General features: G+C 35.1%; 17 protein-coding genes. 3 read left to right on the top strand and 14 right to left on the bottom strand.

The window, feature by feature from the left end; all coding sequences use genetic code 11:
• Positions 1–12: 12 nt before the first annotated feature.
• Both B5D12_RS01705 and B5D12_RS10235 read right to left on the bottom strand, forming a co-directional pair.
• The gene (locus B5D12_RS01705; RefSeq protein ID WP_143412019.1) at positions 13–381 is read right to left on the bottom strand and encodes a hypothetical protein; all 369 of its coding nucleotides are present in this window, start codon (positions 379–381) and stop codon (positions 13–15) included.
• A gap of 126 nt (positions 382–507) precedes the next feature.
• A complete protein-coding gene (locus B5D12_RS10235; protein ID WP_200802979.1) occupies positions 508–648 on the bottom strand; it encodes a hypothetical protein in 141 nt (46 codons plus the stop codon).
• Between the two features lie 135 nt (positions 649–783).
• Here B5D12_RS10235 and B5D12_RS01695 point away from each other — a divergent pair, with 135 nt between their 5' ends.
• A complete protein-coding gene (locus B5D12_RS01695; protein WP_407645201.1) occupies positions 784–2,658 on the top strand; it encodes a fructose-1,6-bisphosphatase in 1,875 nt (624 codons plus the stop codon).
• A 707-nt stretch (positions 2,659–3,365) separates the two neighbouring features.
• Here the strand turns inward: B5D12_RS01695 and B5D12_RS01690 are convergent.
• Both B5D12_RS01690 and efp read right to left on the bottom strand, forming a co-directional pair.
• Positions 3,366–4,379 carry a Gfo/Idh/MocA family oxidoreductase gene (locus B5D12_RS01690; RefSeq protein ID WP_078755198.1) on the bottom strand — a complete coding sequence of 338 codons (1,014 nt, stop codon included), beginning with the start codon at positions 4,377–4,379 and terminating at the stop codon, positions 3,366–3,368.
• Positions 4,380–4,462: 83 nt separating this feature from the next.
• On the bottom strand, positions 4,463–5,026 hold the full coding sequence (gene efp / locus B5D12_RS01685; RefSeq protein ID WP_066127099.1) for an elongation factor P: 564 nt from the start codon (positions 5,024–5,026) through the stop codon (positions 4,463–4,465).
• Positions 5,027–5,175: 149 nt separating this feature from the next.
• Between efp and B5D12_RS01680 the strand changes: the two genes are divergently transcribed.
• Entirely contained in the window at positions 5,176–6,354 is a 1,179-nt protein-coding gene (locus B5D12_RS01680; RefSeq protein WP_078755197.1) for an aminotransferase class I/II-fold pyridoxal phosphate-dependent enzyme, read from the top strand.
• Positions 6,355–6,873: 519 nt separating this feature from the next.
• Here B5D12_RS01680 and B5D12_RS01675 read toward each other — a convergent pair.
• Positions 6,874–7,836, bottom strand: coding sequence for a lactate/malate family dehydrogenase (locus B5D12_RS01675; RefSeq protein ID WP_159443823.1), 963 nt, complete (start codon positions 7,834–7,836; stop codon positions 6,874–6,876).
• Between the two features lie 91 nt (positions 7,837–7,927).
• Positions 7,928–8,671, bottom strand: coding sequence for a peptidoglycan editing factor PgeF (gene pgeF / locus B5D12_RS01670; RefSeq protein ID WP_066124859.1), 744 nt, complete (start codon positions 8,669–8,671; stop codon positions 7,928–7,930).
• A gap of 328 nt (positions 8,672–8,999) precedes the next feature.
• On the opposite strand from pgeF, the gene B5D12_RS01665 reads away from it, so the two are divergent.
• Entirely contained in the window at positions 9,000–9,623 is a 624-nt protein-coding gene (locus tag B5D12_RS01665; RefSeq protein WP_078755195.1) for an NUDIX hydrolase, read from the top strand.
• Between the two features lie 324 nt (positions 9,624–9,947).
• Here the strand turns inward: B5D12_RS01665 and B5D12_RS01660 are convergent, their stop codons facing one another.
• From B5D12_RS01660 to B5D12_RS01625, 8 genes are all read right to left on the bottom strand, one after another.
• On the bottom strand, positions 9,948–12,317 hold the full coding sequence (locus B5D12_RS01660) for a beta-glucosidase (RefSeq protein WP_078755194.1): 2,370 nt from the start codon (positions 12,315–12,317) through the stop codon (positions 9,948–9,950).
• A gap of 33 nt (positions 12,318–12,350) precedes the next feature.
• Complete coding sequence (locus B5D12_RS01655; protein ID WP_078755193.1) at positions 12,351–13,094, bottom strand: helix-turn-helix domain-containing protein; 744 nt, start codon at positions 13,092–13,094, stop codon at positions 12,351–12,353.
• Between the two features lie 39 nt (positions 13,095–13,133).
• On the bottom strand, positions 13,134–15,116 hold the full coding sequence (locus B5D12_RS01650) for a carbohydrate binding domain-containing protein (RefSeq protein WP_234982888.1): 1,983 nt from the start codon (positions 15,114–15,116) through the stop codon (positions 13,134–13,136).
• 3 nt (positions 15,117–15,119) lie between these two features.
• A complete protein-coding gene (locus B5D12_RS01645) occupies positions 15,120–15,521 on the bottom strand; it encodes a LamG domain-containing protein (RefSeq protein WP_078755191.1) in 402 nt (133 codons plus the stop codon).
• A 52-nt stretch (positions 15,522–15,573) separates the two neighbouring features.
• Positions 15,574–16,419 carry a carbohydrate ABC transporter permease gene (locus B5D12_RS01640; protein ID WP_078755190.1) on the bottom strand — a complete coding sequence of 282 codons (846 nt, stop codon included), beginning with the start codon at positions 16,417–16,419 and terminating at the stop codon, positions 15,574–15,576.
• Positions 16,409–17,374: a carbohydrate ABC transporter permease gene (locus tag B5D12_RS01635; protein WP_078755189.1), complete on the bottom strand. Its 966-nt coding sequence runs from the start codon at positions 17,372–17,374 to the stop codon at positions 16,409–16,411. The genes B5D12_RS01640 and B5D12_RS01635 overlap by 11 nt, the downstream gene beginning before the upstream one ends.
• Before the next feature lie 82 nt (positions 17,375–17,456).
• The gene (locus B5D12_RS01630; RefSeq protein WP_078755188.1) at positions 17,457–18,821 is read right to left on the bottom strand and encodes an ABC transporter substrate-binding protein; all 1,365 of its coding nucleotides are present in this window, start codon (positions 18,819–18,821) and stop codon (positions 17,457–17,459) included.
• A 497-nt stretch (positions 18,822–19,318) separates the two neighbouring features.
• Positions 19,319–20,161, bottom strand: coding sequence for an ROK family protein (locus tag B5D12_RS01625; RefSeq protein ID WP_078755187.1), 843 nt, complete (start codon positions 20,159–20,161; stop codon positions 19,319–19,321).

Raw genomic sequence — 20,161 nt, 5'->3', positions numbered from 1 at the left:
AAATTAATTTGTTTATTTGGTGGCTAAATAATAAGGAAACAATCGTTCAAACTGTTGATTCATCGCTTCAATTAAATCATCCATCGTTTGAAATTCATCAAAAAACCCAATTAAACTTTTAACAAGAACTTTTCTCACTTCACCCGTATCGACAGCGTTTTTTAAAAAAATGCGATTATCCTCAGTACCTGAATAAATAAAAGGTTCACCTTGACTATAAGCCAAATAATACATGGCGTCATCAGCTGGAACCGTCAATACTCGGCGTTGTCTCGCCAAACTATCTTTAGCTAATGTTCGCTCAAGTACACTTACCTCCCAGGTTAATCCTAATCGTTGTCCTTCGATATATAAACGCACAGCCATGCCAGGATAAGACATCTCATCGTTTTCCCCTCTAAAAAAACAATAAAATAACGGTGTTCCAAATTGCGCTTGATTCATCCAATTACTTACCCGTTGCATCTTTAAAAGATTTTGTTGGTCATTGAAAGCTTCTACTATTTTTTAAAATTGGTTACGCGCCTTTCCTCCGTCCTGTTTAAACTGCAGCATAAATTCTTCTTCATCTAAAGCTTTATAGGGTGCAATATATTTTTGCCCTACATACTGAAGATAATGTTGAATTGCTTGCGCTTCTCGTAACATACTAATCACCTCACTATCTATTTTATCTTTTCGGAACACTCAATACAATTTTTGTAAAATATTTGCTTGTGGCTCCTCATTTAATTTTAATCTGATATAATACATTTATATTAATCTGTTGGGGGCCCTTACATCATGATGAAGAAAAAAATTTTAAATGATTTAGCTGAGATTATTAACCTTGAGGCAATCCGTGAATTACCAAAAGCGACTGAACATTTTATTAGTGATATCCATGGTGAATTCGAAGCCTTTGACCACATTAGACGTAATTGCTCCGGTATTATTCGCATTAAAGTACAAACCCTTTTTGAAGATGAACTAGATGAACAAGCCATTAATGAGCTTTGCTTCGCCATTTATTATCCTGAAGATTTTATTTTAGGAAAACAACGCTCTTTTGATAAATGGCAATCTTTATTAAAAAATTTAGTCAACCTCACTCGTTTTGTGTCCAGTAAATATACCCGTTCAAAAGTAAGAAAGGCTTTACCGAGTGAATATGCTTATATTTTAGAAGAGCTTTTATATCAATACGATGAACACGATAACAAAAACGCTTATTATCATACGATTTTTAAAACTATAATAGAACTTGAGTTAGCACCTCAATTTGCAACTGAATTGAGTTACCTAATCCAACGATTTGTAGTCGATCATCTCCATGTATTAGGAGATATCTATGACCGTGGTGCTCATCCTGATAAAGTAATGGATGTCCTCATGAGCTTACCATCCGTTGATATTACTTTAGGAAACCACGATATCATCTGGATGGGGGCCTATGCTGGTAATATGACTTGTCTTGCTACTGTTTTAAGAATTGCTTTCCGCTATGGACACACCCAATTCTTAGAAGAAAGCTATAGCATTGACTTAAGCCGATTAAAAAAATTCGCCCTTCGTTATTATCAAGAAAATGCTGCTTTTAAACCTAAACTCGAAACACCTATCGATGCAGCAACAGAAACTGCGATAAATTGTATGCATCAAGCCATGACCATCATGCAATTCAAATTAGAGGGCCGATTAATTGAACGTCGCCCAGAATTTCAGATGAACCATCGCAATTTACTGCCGATAATTGATCCCAATACCCTTACAATCAACATTGAAGGTCAAGAATATCACTTAGACAATACTTGCTTTGATTTAATCGATTGGGAACAACCAAATGAATTAACCTTGGGTGAAGAACTTATTTTATTAGATTTACTACATCAGTTCCAAAATTCAGCAAAATTAAAAGAACACATGGAATTTTTATTAGAAAATGGAAAAATGTATTTAACTTACAATGATAATCTTCTTTTCCATGGGTGTATTCCTGTTAACGAAAAGGGGGAATATTACCAATTAAACATCGATAATCACCTTTATCAAGGTAAATCATTGATGGACTTCTATGCAACCTCAATCGAAGAAAGCTTTAAGCGATTAGATTGTCATGACGATTGGGCAACGGACACCCTTTGGTACTTATGGTGCGGGCCTAGTTCTACTCTCTTTGGAAAAGATATCATGCGCACCTTTGAACGTTACTTTATCTCTGATAAAACAGTCCATAACGAAATTAAAAACCCTTATTATGAATGGCGCAAAAATGAGCAATTTTGCTTAAAATTATTAAACGATTTTGGTTTAACGAGCGAAGGCTATATTATAAATGGTCATACCCCAGTGAAAACAATCAAAGGTGAAAATCCGATTAAGGCCAATGGTAAAATGCTTGTCATTGATGGTGGCTTATCAACTGCCTATCAAAAAGTAACCGGTATTGCTGGATATACACTCGTCGATAATTCTAATGAAGTGTATTTAGTTGCGCATCATCCCTTCACTTCAAAACAAAAGGCGATTGAAAAATATCTTGACATTTTTCCAACACAATTAATTGTTAAAAAACGCCATGAGCGTCAATATGTCAAAAATACTGATATAGGCAAAGAACTCGCACGACAATCGCAAGAGCTTAAAGCCAAAATATTGTATGAAAACGACAAAGTCTAACATTAGAATACCATCTTAAAAATGGGGAAGAATTACAATTTAAGTGGCCAATTTAATTTTAGAGCTTTCAGAATCAACCAAACTCACTAACCCCAAGTGAGAATATCCGCTTGAAAAATGAATAATGATTCACATTAAGTTAAAATACTGGCTTAAAAATTGATAATGAGGCTGGGCATAAACTTGATAAATCTAGTTAAGATTATTGTTCGTTAATTAATAGCGCAGTCGTTGAGTGGTCGCAAACTGCGTCTTAAGGTAGTTGAGAGTAATCTTGAAAAATTCAATCAAATTATTGTGCGATAATTAATAGCGCAGTCGTTGAGTGGCCTCAAACTACGTCTTAACGAGATTAAACATAAATTTTGTAAATTCAATTAAGTTATTGTTATTAAATTAAAAGCGCAGTGGTTGAGTGGCATCAAACTGCGTCTTAACGACTTGTTTGAGGCCTACTCAACTGTGCGGGGGTAGGCCGACGAAGCGAAAATCATTCGATTCTCTACTTCTGGTCTACTCCCAACTGTGCGGGAGTAGGCAGACGAAGCGAAAATTATTTAATTTTCTACTTCTTGCCCACTCCCACTTTAAACGGTAACAACCAACACTAGATTAACATACTAGCTAAAAAAGAAAACCTGACAATGAGTACGAAGTAATTGCTACTTTTGCTACTCATTTTCAGGTTTATTTAATGGTGATAATTATTACTGAATCATCGATTCAATACCTGCTTCTAATATTTCTAATTGATAAAGGGTCTCATCATCCGAAACCGTTTTTGGAGCGCCATTAACGATGGTGTCATACAAGTTCTGATAGAAACGACTATAATCTCCCACCTCAGACACCACTTTCTCTTCATGGTAATTCCCTTTAGAATCTATATAAGTCAACGTACCATAATCTTCCGGTGCATCTAAACCAAAGTCTGGATTATCAGGCATATAAAAATGTTTCAGATGTTCTTCCTGGCGGTCTTTTTTCTCTTTAATAAACATCCCTTTAGTACCGTAGACCACAAAACTGGGGCGTGTTTTAATTCTAAAATAACTTGATTTGACCGATACTTTCGTTTTACCGTAATAAAGGTCGATATCGAAATAATCATTCATCCGATTAGACCCGAGTAATTGCCTCACATCAAAATGAATATGATCGGCTTTGCCAAAATAAGCAATCAACTGATCCAAAGTGTGACAAGCATGACCATATAAATAACTTTGTTCAACTTTAAATTCATGAACATTTTCCGGTATTTCAGGTCTAAAATAATCAAAATGCATTTCTAACTCTAAAATATCCCCCAACTTGCCACTTTCAATCACTTTAAGTGTCGTTAAATAGTCAGAATCAAAGCGTCTATTTTGAAAGGCTTGCAACATCAGCCCTTTTGCTTCGGCTAATTGAAAAAGTTCTCTTGCTTCGTTCGCTGTATGGGTGAACGGCTTTTCTACTAAAGCATGTTTACCAGCTTCCAAAACTAATTTAGCAAAATGATAATGCGAATCTGAATAAGTGGTGATGACAATTAAGTCAATTTCTGGATCTTGTAATATTTCATCTAAATCCGTCGTATAATGAATATCTTCAAAGGTTTGCCATTTCGGTTGACTACGATGATAAATCGACTTAATACGAATGCCCTCTACTTTTCTAGCAAAAGGCAAGTGATAACGATTAGTACTCTTACCATTTCCGATATATCCAATGGTTAACATTTCCAGTCCTCCTATTAAAAAAAGCGATGCAAAATAGAATTTCTTTTTCTATTTTACATCAGCCTCCTGATTTATTTAATTAATTATTTTTGTGCACGACGCATATAAGTACCTTCAGAGGTATTAATTTCTAACGCTTCTCCTGTTTCAATAAAGTCTGGTACGTTAACCACTAAACCTGTCTCCATCGTTGCTGGTTTGCCAGATCCTGTAACAGTGGCACCTTTAATTGAAGGTTGTGTCTCAGCTACTGTTAATACAACTGTTGTTGGTAATTCAACACCGATTACTTCAGAACCATAAAATTGGATTTTAGCTTCCATATTTTCTAATAGATATTTCAATTCATTTTCAATCGTTGATGTTTGAATTTCGTATTGTTCATATGTTTCTAAGTCCATGAAGGTTGCAACATCACCCATGCTATATAAGTATTGAACTTCTTTTGTTTCAAGATAAGCACGCTCAAATTTTTCGTCCGGACGGAAGGTTGTGTCATAAGTGGCACCTGAACGTACGTCACGTAATTTCATACGCATAACCGTATTACCTTTACCAGGTTTGTGGTGACTCGCTTCTAGTACACGGATTAATTTGCCATCTTGAACGAATGTCATACCCGCTCTTAAATCTACTGCAGAAATCATCTTTAAACTTCTCCTTTATTTATCAATCTTTCACTCGTACATTATAACATAAAGATGAATTTTTTCCACATAATTCTAGTATCTTTAGTATCAATCATAAATGTGTTACAATAATACCAAATTAAATTTTAATGAGAGAAGTGAAGATTATGAATTTGTTTGAAAATCGCTTTAATGAAGACGTTGAAAAAATTGGAATATCGGCCATCCGTGAATTTGATGAACTATGTAATCAAATTGAAGGCATCATCAAATTGACTTTAGGTGAGCCAGATTTTACGACACCTGGCCATATTAAAGAAGCTGGTAAACTAGCGATTGATAACAATGCGACTCGCTATACTCATGCCTCTGGCGTTTTAGAATTAAGACAAGCTGCATGCCAATGGTTAAATGATAAATATCAATTGAATTATACGCCAGAAGAAACCATTGTTACTCATGGTGCCACTGAAGGTTTGTCGATAGCCTTTAAAGCGATTCTTAATCCTGGTGATAAAGTACTAATCCCTTCACCTTTTTTCACCTTATACCAATCAATGATTATCTTATATGGCGGTATTCCGGTTCATATTAACACCGAACCAAATCAATTTGTGCTTTCTCCAGAATTGTTGGAACAAGCATTAGCCGAACATGGTGACGACGTGAAAGCCATTGTCTTAAACTACCCAACCAATCCTACAGGCATCACTTGGGACGATGAAGAAGCGCAAGCAATCGCCAATATTTTAAAAGATAAGCCAATTTTCATCGTCAGTGATGAAGTATATAGTGAATTTGTTTACGGAGATAAACATGTTTCCATCGCAACTTATCTACCAGAACAAACAATCGTTGTACAGTCATTATCTAAATCCCATTCGATGACCGGATGGCGAGTTGGATTTAACTTTGCTCCACTGATGATTACCAATCAAATGAATAAAGTTCACCAAAACTATATCACCAACGCAACGAGTATCTCACAACATGCCGGTATTGCTGCCCTAACCGATGGTAAAGATGATGCCCTAATCATGAAAGAAGCCTATATTAAACGACGCGATTATATTTATGAACGCATGACCAAAATGGGATTTGAAATTATTAAACCAAATGGTGCTTTTTACTTATTCGCTAAAATCCCTGCCGGTTATCCTCAAGACAGCTTTGAATTCGGTAGAGAACTGGCGACGAAAGCACAGGTTGCATTAATTCCAGGTTCAGCATTTGGAACGGGTGGCGAAAATTACGTCCGCTTAAGTTATGCTGCAAGCGACGACATCATTGCTGAAGCAATGGACCGGATGGAAAAATTTATGAAAGAATACCCCACACAAAACTAATTAAATCTATCTAGCTCATACAGTTATAATATCCGCGGCATCATTAAACTCTTGGTATTTTACTGCAAACACGACTAAATAACTAAAAAGACTCATAAATAAACAAGGAACATCTCAATATTTTGAAAAGTTCCTTGTTTTTATATTTGAATGACAATATGATGAGATGGGCAAAAACTTTTTAAATTCTGTTCAGGCATATCTGTTTAATTCAAAGCGCAGTGGTTGAGTGGTCTCAAACTGCGTCTTATTGACATTGAACATAAATTTGAAGAATTCAGTCAAATTAGAGCTTATTCATTAAAAGCGCAGTGGTTGAGTGGTCTCAAACTGCGTCTTAATGAGGTTAAAGATAAATTTTGTAAACTCAAATCAAGTTATTGGTATTAAATTAAAAGCGCAGTGGTTGAGTGGCCTCAAACTGCGTCTTAATGACTTGTTTGAGGCCTACTCAACTGTGCGGGGGTAGACCGACGAAGCGAAAAATATTCAATTTTCTACTTCTTGCCCACTCCCTTTCTATATCCTTTTAGCTAAATCAATATTCGTTTGGATTGATATGAGAGACTCTTTTAATTTTGCTTGCTCCCATTCATTAAGTGCTATAGGTAAGACTTTTACAATGCCTTCTTTTCCTATAATGGTCGGTAGACTGTAAGCAATCGCTTCTGAGTGATATTCATTGGCTTCAACTACTGTACTTACGGGATAAATCATGTGATCATCTAACAGAATAGATTGTGTAATATCGATGGCTACTTGTGCGATAGCCGCATCGGTGACACCGTTTTTAGCTCTAAATACATCGTAAGCCGCTAATACTACCTTTTCCTTTATCTCATCTGGATTCCGTTCTGTGATGTTAGGAAAGTACTGTTTTAGTTGTTGATAACCAATCCCCGCAATACTCGCATGACTCAAAGCAGGAAAGGCAGTATATCCATGTTCACCTAACATATAAGCTTGCACTGAATGGGGTGCCACATCATACATCTGGGCTAAAATATAACGCAGTCTTGCGGAATCTAAACTACAACCGGTCCCAATCACTTTATTTTTAGGATAGTCAAACTCGGTGGCCGCCATATACACAACTGTATCAGCAGGGTTTGTAATAAATAATAAAATTGGCTCATGAGTAACCTGAGTAATATTCGTCATAATTTCTCGAATAATATTGGCATTTTGAGTTAACAACGCTTGTCGATCTTCTGGTAGTTCACCATTGGGATAAACATAGGACGCTGCAATAATACAAATATCGACATCGATTAAATCACTATATTGTCCCACATAGATTTTAGTATTATGCCGACTTAATAATCCTGTCGCATGGGCCTGATCCAACGCCTCACCAGTAGCCAATTCTGTACGGGGATCAATTAAAATAATTTCTGAAAATAAATGGGAATGAAGCGCACTTGCTAATACTTGCGTCCCCACATGTCCTACACCTATAATCGCTAATTTATGAGTTTTCATCCAATCGCCTCTCATCGTTTTTTAATTTTAATGATATACTAATTCATCTAATTTTTCAAAAAAATTTTACCCCAGGATAATCAGTTCATTTTTATGAAGGCAGCATGACTAGTAAGGCATTTAATTGGTAATCTTTACCTTCTTTTCTAGCTGAATGAAGTCTTTCACTCACAAATGTTGACTCGGTAGAAAAATCAATATTTTCTATTTTTACACCCGCTAATTTTAAAACTTCAATATTGGCCTGGATCATATCTAAAATGTATTTGTCACCTTTTGCTTTAAAATAACGATCGCGATTACCAATTGCTTCAAAAGCCTCATAAACTTCTGAACCTACCTCATAATGCTCTTGGTCAATTGAAGGACCGACATAAGCAATTAAATCAGAGACATCGGTTCCAAAATGATTAACCATCTTAACAATCGCTTGCTGACTAATTTTTTGAACGGTACCACGCCAACCCGAATGAAGGGCTGCTATTACCTTACTGATAGGATCATAAATAACAATCGGTGTACAATCCGCCATCCGTACTAAAAGAGCTACACCGGCTTCAGCTGTAATAAAGCCATCTGTTTCTGGTGACAGTGGATAACCTGCAAACAGAGGATGTTCACCTTTATCTGCATTGACAATCTCTACATTTGCACCATGCACTTGGTTACCATGATGAACTTGCTTTGGCTCTATGTTTAACGCATTTAATATTTTATTTAAAGATTGACGATAAACTTCTTCGCCAACTGATTGTTTAAAATTTAGCTCACTCCCTCCAATTGCATGGATAATTTGATAGTTGTTTAATTTTTTTGACGGTTGTTTAATAATCATCTGCCTCACTCCTCGCAATATATATTTAGAAGGTCATTTCACACCCTTCTGATTGTCTCTGTTTCTCTTAATTTTACCGAACATTATGTTATGGATAAGGTCTTACCCGCTGTTAGACTGGACAATTTTGAAGAAATCGAACAGGGTGACAATGGTAAACAAGCGAAGCGCACTAGCTAAGCCTCATTTGAATTCATAAAATGTTCAATTGTTCCTTCATATTACTTTTTTCAATCTTAGCACGAAGTGATTCAAACTGTCTATTTGACTTTAAAATTTGTTTCCGATAAGATGAGATTAATGTATTTCGAATTAGAAAGGAGTCGCCATGTTAAATATTATTGAACAAGCGTTAATCAGCTATCAAGCAAAACCCATTAGTCAAAAACGTATATATGCTGTCTTATTGCCTTTAATTAAAGTAAAGAACGAATGGCATGTCTTATATGAAGTCCGAAGTGAACAAGTGCCGCAACCTGGTGATGTTTCCTTTCCTGGTGGAGCAGTTGAAGCCAATGAATCACTTGTCCAAGCAGCGATCCGCGAAACGACTGAAGAATTAAACATCTCAGAAAACCAAATCCAAATTCTAGGAGAAATCGATTATATCGTGAATGGTCAAGCGACCATTCATTGTTTTGTCGGCAGACTTTTGATAGACAATTATCAACAAATTACCCCCAATGAAGAAGTTGCTAAAATATTTTCCGTTTCTTTAAAAGACTTAATTAATCATCCACCTAGATACTATCAATTAGCGTCAGAAATCGTCCCTAATGAGGATTTTCCATTTAATAAAATCCGTAATGGCAAACAATATCGCTTTTCGCAACGTAGTAATGCGATTCCTTTTTATGATTTAACAGATGAAACAATCTGGGGAATGACAGCTCAATTCACCCATCGTTTCACGCAAATTATCACTCAAAACAAAAATAACAACGTTGAATAACGTAGTGCCTTGTTTTCAGTACAAGGATTACGTCCACTCAACGTTGTTAAAATTAGGTTCTATAATTTTTAGTGTTGGCGGAAGCTTCACCAGCGCTATTTTTATATGCAAAAAGTCCGTGATTTCCTCTAAAAATTAAGTTGTACACAAAAAAATATAGAGCCTTACTATTTACCAACATTACTTGCCTTAGAGCTCATTTTTTATCATTTATCCCGCTACAAGTTGTAGAACCATTTTTCTTACTAAAATTAGTAGCTTCTTTTTGAGAAAATCAATAAATAATATATAACCTAAGTTTATTCACATAGGCTTTCAATTAACCTAGCCTTTTATTTTTTGTATTAGATTTAAAACATTCAAAGCTGAATGTTGCACTTCTTTTAAAGTAATTCCATCGAGATGCTCTAGCGATTGAATTAAAGAATCATCAGATTCCTTCGTTACAAAATCTTTTCCACCAGGCATTAAAATATCAACTTGTGCTCTGACTCGATAAGCATTGTTTTCAACATGTTCGAAATTTGGATCTTTAGCCATTCGCATCCACCAATCAGTTAAGATACACCCTTGATATTTCCATTCATTACGTAAAATTTCTGTTGCTAAATCAAAATGATAATGAGCCCATACCCCATTTATCTTATTATATGACGACATGATTGAGTAAGGATTAGATTCCTTCACGCAAATTTCAAAGCCTTTTAAATAAATCTCACGCAAAGCACGTTCCGATACGCGCGAGTCATTATAATTTCGATTTGTTTCTTGATTATTACATGCAAAATGTTTTGGGCAAGCTGCAACTTGATTACTTTGCACCCCGATAACATAACTTGCAGCCATTTTACCTGTTAAATAAGGATCCTCTGAAAAATACTCAAAGTTTCGCCCACCTAAAGGATTTCGATGGATATTCATCCCTGGTGCTAAAATCATATCGGAACCTAAGTCCAGTAATTCTTTTCCAAATTCAATCCCTATCCCTTCCAGTAATTCTAAATTCCACGTACTTGCAAAAGCAGTACCACAAGGTAAAAGTGAAGCGTAATAATTTAAGCGAATACCTGCTGGACCATCTGTGGTAATAACCGGAGGAATTCCTTTTTGACGTAATGATTCAATCGTTCCACCAAACATTCCAGCATTCCCTTTCGGACCAAAGGAGCTATTCATTGGTCCTTCACCGCGCGTTAAGGCGTCTAACTCTTCTTTAGAAAAAGAATGAATCAACTCTGATACTGTTTTACCGGTATCTAAGAAAGTCTCTTCAGAACTTACTTCTGATAAACTTTCCAGATGCTGCAACACTCTTTCCTTTACTGATTCTTTTTGTAAAGTTACGGGTTGATAAGTTTCAACCAATTGTCCTTCTTCCAACGTAGCAACTAAACGATTAAAATTTTCCACGGGAGCGGCAATTTGTTTCAATTTTTGAATTACTAATAATTTTTCTAAATGATAATTGCCCACCAATTCTAAGTTTATTAGACTATCGCCCACATAAAATTGATACTCTCCCGCCTCAAGAACATAGCTAAATGGATGACCTGTTACACCACTATCATCATAGGAAGCTAAGTCTTGTAGTTTAATTTCAAAATTCAAATTCTCTGTTTCACCAGGTTGAAGAAGCTCTGTTTTTTGAAATTCAATTAAATTGCGTTTAGGTTTTCCTAATTTTCCTTGTGGAGGCTCATGATAGACTTGAACCACCTCTTTACCCGGCATTTCTCCAATATTAGTCACAGAAACATTAATCGTCACACTTTTATCATTTACTAATAATTCTGAATCCATAGCAAACTGAGTATAACTTAACCCATAACCAAATGGATAAATAACTTTTTCAGGATGGAATGTTTCAAAATAACGGTATCCGACATAGATATCCTCTACATATTCTACATACTCTTCATGACCAAACTGTTTAGCACTTGGATAATCTTCGTAATGACGCGCAATCGTGTCTGGCAGTTTAGCTGAAGGATTCACATCTCCCATCAAAACATCCGCAATCGCATTGCCACTTTCCATACCACCTTGCCAAGCAAATAATATAGCTGAAAAGGCATAGTTTTCCGTCCAGGATAAGTCGATGACATTTCCACTATTGATAACTAAAATGACTTTTTCAAAATAATGGGTCACTTGATCAATCATTTGCTTTTCTTTTTGAGTTAAATAATAGCTACCTTCTTCCAAGACATTTTCACGATCTTCACCAGCCGCGCGTCCAATCACTATTAATGCAATTTCGGAATCTTCGCTAGCTGACTTTACTTCTTCATTCGTTAACGTCATTTCCTCTAAGAAGCGTGGCCATTGTCCCCAAATACCATCTTCTACTATATTATTAGCAGAAAATGTTTGATATTTTTTTATTAATACTTTATTTAATAATAAATCTTTTTCTTCTAATCCCTGAATAACATTGACTAAATAAGGTGGATTGACTTCTCCACCAGACCCATATCCTACATAAAAATAGTCTATTTGAGAACGTCCAAAAACCGCTAATTTGTTATTTGCTTTTAAAGGTAATACACCCTCATTTTCCAATAGAACTATACTTTCTGCAGCAGCTTGTCTTAGTAATGCTGACATTTTCGTGTTAAAATTTTTTTCACCTAAAATGCCCTCTTTAATATTTATATGTTGTACCAATTCACTTACATTATCTTGGTTAGACATTGGTTTCCTCCTAACTTTCACTCACATTTTTAACTATCTTTCTAACGTCATATAGTATTTATCACGAAATTTCTTAGGCGTTATGCCCACAATTTCTTTAAAATGCTTAATAAAATGACTCTGAGATGAAAATGAAAATTTGTTCGCGATCTCCAATACGGACTCATCAGAATACCTTAATAAATTCATTGCCAATTTTATTTTTTGTTGATTAATATATTTACTGATTGGCATTCCCATTTCCGCTTTAAACAATCTAGATAAATAGCTCGATGTTACATCCAATTCTAATGCAATATCCTCTACTAAAATTCGATCTTGAATATGCATATAGATATAATTTTTACACTCTACGACATGTTTAGAAATTTTATCGCTAATTTTTAGCATTCGCATTTTATTGGTAAAATCCCAAACCATCTCATCATGAAGCTCATGAACTTCTTCAATCGTTTGTAAATTATCTAACTTTTGAATATAATAATCACTTAAACGAAAAGCTCGTTCAGGTTCCATTCCATAATTACTACAGTATCGTGTCACCATAGCGGCAGTGATGACAAAATGATATTTGATATTTACTAAAGGATTTTTGGATAGTTTACCTACGCCTTCAGCTTCAATAAATTTATTTGCTCGTAAATTTTTATCTATCACACCCAAATTGCCATCTGCTACCGCTTTATAAAATAAATACTCTTCCGATAATTTGCGGTGCTTTATCCCGATTTGTTCTAAATCAGAATTCATAATCCATTTATCATTCAACGGGTTCATTTTGACACCTCAACTTCATTCCATTTATTGTCTTATCTTTTAGTTTACTTCTTCTAATTCAATATCGTCAATCACTACGCGATGTTCTTGTTCGATGACTTTATCTTCCACGGCACCTAACGAAATACTCAACATTGCTTTCAAATCATCGGGTTCTTCCATCGTAAATTCATATCGATACTCTTGATAGTCAGCTTTTAACGGTACAATCTGTTCCGGCAAATAAGTCGTCCATACGTCATCTGCTTTCCCATCTCGTTGCAAAGCATACATAATACTACGTTCTACACTACTTTTGGCCTTGAAGGTTAAGCGATATGACTTCCCTTTTATTAAAGGAACTTGTTCTTGAATCAATTGAATTTTCCATGCCTGGTCACCGGTATTATAAATCGTAAAATCAGCTGCATTGTCCTCATTCAAGCTATCCACCACAACCGTTGCATTAGCAGAAGCATCAATAAAAGAATTATAACCTGTTAAGCCAGCATTAAAGCTACCATTTTTAATTAAACGATTTTCTTGCACTTTTACATTATCGACTCTGACTTCATTCACATTATCAAAAGTTAACGTTAAATCGGTATTATTGAGTTGTTCTTCCTCTAAGGTAAAACTATAACGATAAGGATTTAACCCTTTTTCTACAGGTAACTCGAATTCAGATTCACCTATCTTGCCTTTTAATGTGAAGTTTTCTTCAGCTTCAACATCTAGTGAAAATTCATATTCTACCCCTGCATCTAATGGTAACTGTTCTTGAAGTAAAGTACTCGTCTTGCCACCAGCAACAATTAAACGGCGACCGTCTTCCAAAGGTGAAATAGCTTCTTCTATGGCACCACCATCCCATTGCCAGAAACCAATATGATAATCGCCTTCTTGGAATTTGCCATTATAAACATAGTTGCCATCTGATAATACGGTTTTACCTTCTGTCGTTTCAGAACCTTCAGTTTTCTCTAAACGCTTCACACTGACGTCTTTTAAGTAAAATGGAGTGGCTTCATCGTAACCACCTAAATTAAATTCTAATCGTCCATTTTCATCTGAAGCTTCATTCATTGCAAATTCAAACTCAAACGTCTGGGGCTCTGAGGTTAATTCAAATTCTTGATCCTCAAAATATCGAATATAACCATTATCTGGACCAGTTACATTCACTCTACCCAAACGTTCTTGGTCACTCCATGCCGTAAAGCTAACTTGGTATTGATAATTTTGTTCCATTGGCAAATGATCTTGAACTAACTGAACACTATAATCCACCTCACCATTAGCAGTGGTATTAATCGATAACTGATTATCCGCAATACTCGCTTCTGCCTCGCCACCTTGCGTCGTCAGGAAAATCCAATTGTCTTCATCCGATAATTCTTCACTTTCTGAAAAATCACCATTAACAATATAATTACCTGATTCATCGGCTTCACGTGCAGCAAATTCTTGTGTAGGTTTTTGAACATTTTCATCATAAGCTTCTTTTTGATAGACTCTGACATAATCAATATCATAGGATTGACCTTCAAATTCGGTTGAATCGTCTGGATAGCCAACCCAGCTACCACCTACTGCTAAATTTAAAATCACATAAAATTCTGAATCAAATGGCGCAGGGTAGGTAATTTCACCTTGTCCTTCGGTTTTTGAATACCATTCGCTTTCAGAATGAATCAGTTGTCCATCGACAAACCAATTGATTTTTCCAGGTAACCATTCGAGAGCAAATATATGATACTCTTCACTAAAATCCCCTTCAGTCAGTTGGATTTCACCTTGACTTTCACGATGTGGATTACCGTAATGGATTGTGCCATAACTTTTAGTCGTATCACTACCATGTACTTCCATGATATCAATTTCACCACAACGCGGCCATTGTCCATAGACATTTTCATCTGCAGACATCAACCAAAATGCTGGTAGATAGCCTTGCCCTTTAGGGACTCTTACTTTTGCTTCAAAAAAACCATATTTAAAATTTTGTTTGTTTTGTGTATTAACACGACCAGAATAATACAGGTCTTAACCATCAACCGACTCTTTTACTGGTTGAATTACTAATTTTCCATCATTTACTTGTAAAACTTTTTCATCATCAATATATTCTTGCCACTCTTCGTTCACCCAACCTGGCTCATGCAATTCAACATTCCAATCATCACGATTTAGCTGATCTCCCTCAAATTCATCGCCCCATACAAAGTCATACTCTTCAAAGTTAACTCCTTGCTCTTGGTATTTTTCAAGGTACTCACTAGCGTATTCCACTTTAGATGTTCCTTCATTTGAGCTTTCTGTCGTTGTTGAATCGTCTGATTTAACTGCTTGTGTTTCAATCGATGTTTCTTCCACACTTGTTGAATCCTCTGCTAAGATATTAATCGGTGTTAAACTACCTAATGCCATAACCGATAATAAAGACAACCATTTTTTTGAACTTTTTTCACCTATAACAGACCCCTTTATCTATATATTTTTATTCCTTCACACTTCCTAAAGTAACACCAGCAATGATGTACTTAGATAGCAACAGATAAACAATCACAATAGGAATGATAGCAACCACAATCATCATATAAACCTTCGCCATATCGAAGTTCATAAAGTCCGCTCCACGTAAAGTCGCAATTAAAACTGGCACAGTCATTTTGTCTTTTGAGTCAATAATCAATGCTGGAATAAAGTAATTATTCCATGCTCCTACGAAAACGAAAATGGCTTGAACCGCAATCGCCGGCTTCATTATCGGCAACACAATCCGATTAAAGATAGCAAACTCTCCACATCCATCTATACGAGCCGCCTCAACAATTGATAGTGATAAGGAAGCTTGTAAATAACTGTACATAAAATAGAAAACAGCTGGAGAAGCAATTGAAGGTATAATTAATGGCCATAAAGTATCATTTAATTTCATATTAGTAATTAAACGTAAGAATCCCATCGCCGTTACTTGAGTTGGCATGACTAAAATTGCCATAATAAATGTAAAAGCTAATTTTTTTAATTTAAAATCATAACGATAGATACCATAAGCTGTTAAGGCTGAAAAATAGGTACAGATTACCGCTACCGCAGAAGAAACCCAAACACTATTCAAAATCCCTCTAAACATTGGGAAAGTACCGTCATTAGCAACTTTCTTTAAATTTTCCCAAAAGAATTCTCCTGGTAAAGCTGAGAAGCCTTTTTGTAAATCAGCGTGAGAACGTGTAGAACTAATTAACAAAATATAAAAAGAGAACAAACAAAGGATTGATAAAATAATTAACACAATATAACGAAAAACTTTATTTACCAAAAAATTATTTTTATTTTGCATTAGTTAACACTCCTTTTTTACGACTTTGTTTTGCTTTTTCTCGCATCGTTCCCGTCGGATCTTTCTCTTCTAACATTTTATAAACGAAATAGCATAAAATACCACTTACGATAAATAAATAGACAGATAATGCCCCAGCCATACCATAGTTTTTACTCTTCAAGTGACTGTTTAAGAACATAATTAGAGTCATGGAAGTTCTATTTGGCGAACCTTGTCCATTCGTTAAAATTTGCGGCACGTCAAACATTTGTAACCCACCAATTATTGCCGTAATTAAAGTATATGCCAAGATAGGACGAATTAATGGCAATGTAATATGGAAAAATTTTTGTAATGGCGTACAACCATCCATTTCAGCAGATTCAAATATTTCCTCATTAATCCCTAAAATAGCAGCCATTAATATTATTGCGGTGTTTCCAAACCACATTAAAAAGTTCATAAAAGCAATCATAGCGCGGGTTCCAAAAGGTGTTCCTAAAAAGTCAATTTTCTGATTAATCCAACCTAAATTTAAAAGGATGGAATTGACCGGCCCATTAGTTGAAAATAATGCGAAAAACATCATTGCAAAAGCAGAAGCCATAATTAAGTTCGGTAAGTACATTACGACCTTAAAAAATTGCAGACCTTTAATTTTTAATCTTTTGTCTGTAAACCAAACAGCTAATAACATAGCAACTACAATTTGTGGAATAAATCCTAATAACCATAAAATCATTGTATTACTTGCATAACGTAACATATCAGATTCTAATAATGCCTGATAATTTTTTAACCCTACAAAATTAGGTCCAATTTGACGAATTCCTGATCTAAAATATTCAAAAAAACTAAAACGAATGGTATCTAACAACGGTATTAAAGAAAAAATAAAGTAAGTTATGAAAAATGGTAGAATAAAGTAATATCCCCATCTTGAGTAATCGACTCGTTTTTTATTTTGTTTCATATTCATTCCCTCCAAGAAATAAAGCGAAGTAAAGCAAGTTATCGACTGCTTACTTCGCCTTATTAAATATTATTTTACTTGATTATTCTGGCCATTTAATTTCAGTAATTTCTGGATGGCGTTCTTTAATCGCAGTTTCAAAGTTTGCTTTTGCTTCATCAAATGTAACTTGATCTTGGAAGTAATCGCCAAATGCATTTTGAATTTCTTCCACACACGCTTGATCATAAGCTGATAATGGTGCTACTTTAATATTTTCGGCAACAGGTGTAAAGTAAGTAAATGGATTTTGTCCACCTAAGAATTCATGTGAGAAGGTATCATCTTCACTTACTTCTTTCATACCGCTTTTAGTATTGGTAAAGTCTAAGTACTCTTTAGAAATCTTCATTAAGTTATCTTTATTTGCTGTTAATTCCATGATAATTTCTTTTGCATGTTCGACGTTATCTGTTCCAGCAGCTGCATGAATGTAAGAACCACCCCAGTTATATTCTTGAGGAGGAGTAGTCACTGCCCAAGAACCAGCTTCGCCATCCCAGTTTGGTTTTAATACGAAGTCGATACCCCAAGCAGGGAATAAGAAAGCAAATGACTTAGATTCTGAACCCATTGCTTTATTCCAGTCATCATTCCATTGTGCTTTTACTGTCTCATCAAAATAACCTGCGTCTTTCCATTCTTTAGAATCATTTACCCAATCAAGAATTTTTTGATCGACATTAATGACAGTTGAATCTTGTTCAACCCAAGGATGTTCAATCGCATTACCATATAAGCGGAAAGTATCAGCATAAGAAGAGAAAACATGGTAACCTTTAGCTTTTAATTCATCCGCTGTTTGTTTTAAGACATCCCAATTTTCAGTCTTTTTAGCAATTTCTGCTGGGTCATCGGTTCCAAATACTTCTTTCGCAATATCACGACGATAAACTAATAGCCCTGGTGTTCCTTGCCAAGTAGAACCTCTTTGAACACCACTTTGATCAGAAGGTGTTGCTTTAGCGAAATCAAATTGGTCCGCTAAATCTTTTTCTGGGTCAATACCTAAATCAATTAATGGCATTGCCACATCAACTGCTTCGTCTACGTATTTATTAACATAGTCGGTTTCAGATAAGAAAATATCCACTTTTTCATCGGCACCAGCGTCTGCTTGTCTTAATAATGCCTCGTCTAATTTTTGTTGATACACACCATCTTGGTTAGGATTTACAATCCAGTGAATTTCAGTACCATCTGTTAATTTAGTTACGGTTCCATCTTCAGATGTACTCTCTACTTTAGAATAAACTGCCGTTACACGGTCACGGAACTCATTGTTCCAAGAATAAATATTAATGACTTTACCTTCTTCAGCATTTACCTTAACTAAAGATGCTGCAGATGATAATAAAACTGAACTAAGAGTCAATGCTAAACAACTTTTTGCCAACAATTTTCTCATAAAAACCCTCCTAAATTTTTGCCATTAATTACTTAATGCCATTTGATGTCTTTATCATATCAATATCCTTTGATAGCGTTTACCATATTTCTGACAAAAATACCATATTGATGACATTAAATTATCCGCTTACATTAACGAAAAATATATAATTTTAAAATAATTTCAAAATATTCAAATTATAACGTTTATTAGAAACATTATATAAACGCTGTTAACACAGTATTTGATCTGTTTTTCAGCTAACATTAATGTTTTATATTTTATTCTTAATAATGTTGATATTTTATCATTATAGCAATAAAACCGCATAAAAATGACATTCTTATCATCAAACAGGTACAAAAAATGACATTAGAAGAAAAATTGATTTTTCATTTCCAATGCCGTCCAATAAAAATAAATTGAAATTGATTAATATTAGTTAATCCATAAATGAATCTAGTCACTTAAAATTTAAATTCGTAAACTATCTTCCATTTATCTCAATTATTGCTCTAATCTTTTGTATTTTGATAATTAACAGCCGCACCAATTAAGTTCGCATTTTGCAGAAATTCACAACGATCAATCTTAATCTTCAAATCACCTGCACCGTTTGCTTTTAAATAATGGTCAAGCTTTACTTGAATCGGTGCCAGAAAATCATCCCTTTGTGAGATGCCCCCTCCAACTAAAATGAGTTCAGGGTCTAGCATTAAGGCCACATTATACATACTTCTAGCCAAAGTATCATAGACTTCCTCCGCACCTACCTTCGCTTGTTCATTTCCTTTAGCTGCTAAGTCAAATAACTCTTTACCGGATTCAAAATGATAGCGTTTAGCTGTTTCTACCGGACTAGCAATTTGACTCAATGTTTTTTTACCATCCATTAACATATACCCTATTTCGCCACCAAATAGATTCGCCCCTTTAACAAGTTGTTTATTGATACTAACAGCTCCACCAATACCCGAACCAATAATATAAAAAACGACATTGTTTAAGTCTTTTGCTCTGCCATAATAAAGTTCTGCTAAAGCCGCTGAATTCGCATCATTTTCGATGGTTACTTGTTTATTAAATAACTCTGTCAATTCTTTAACAATTTCAAAATTATGGATATAAGGAATGGCACTAATGCCTCTAATCACCCCTAATTTTGAATCGACAGAACCAGGCGAGCTAATACCGACCCCTTCAACATCAGTGAATTTAGTTGCCACTTGTCTCATTTGTTGTTTCATTTCATCCCAAGTTGTTGGAGTTTTAAACGATCCAATATTCGTTATCTTGTCGTCATCCCAAACACCATATTTGACTGCTGTTCCTCCCATATCAAAACAGAGTATTTTCAT

The sequence above is a fragment of the Globicatella sulfidifaciens DSM 15739 genome (assembly GCF_900167405.1).
GTDB lineage: Bacteria > Bacillota > Bacilli > Lactobacillales > Aerococcaceae > Globicatella > Globicatella sulfidifaciens.
The sequence above is the reverse complement of the archived record's forward strand: the minus strand, read 5'-3'. Positions and strand labels throughout refer to the sequence as shown.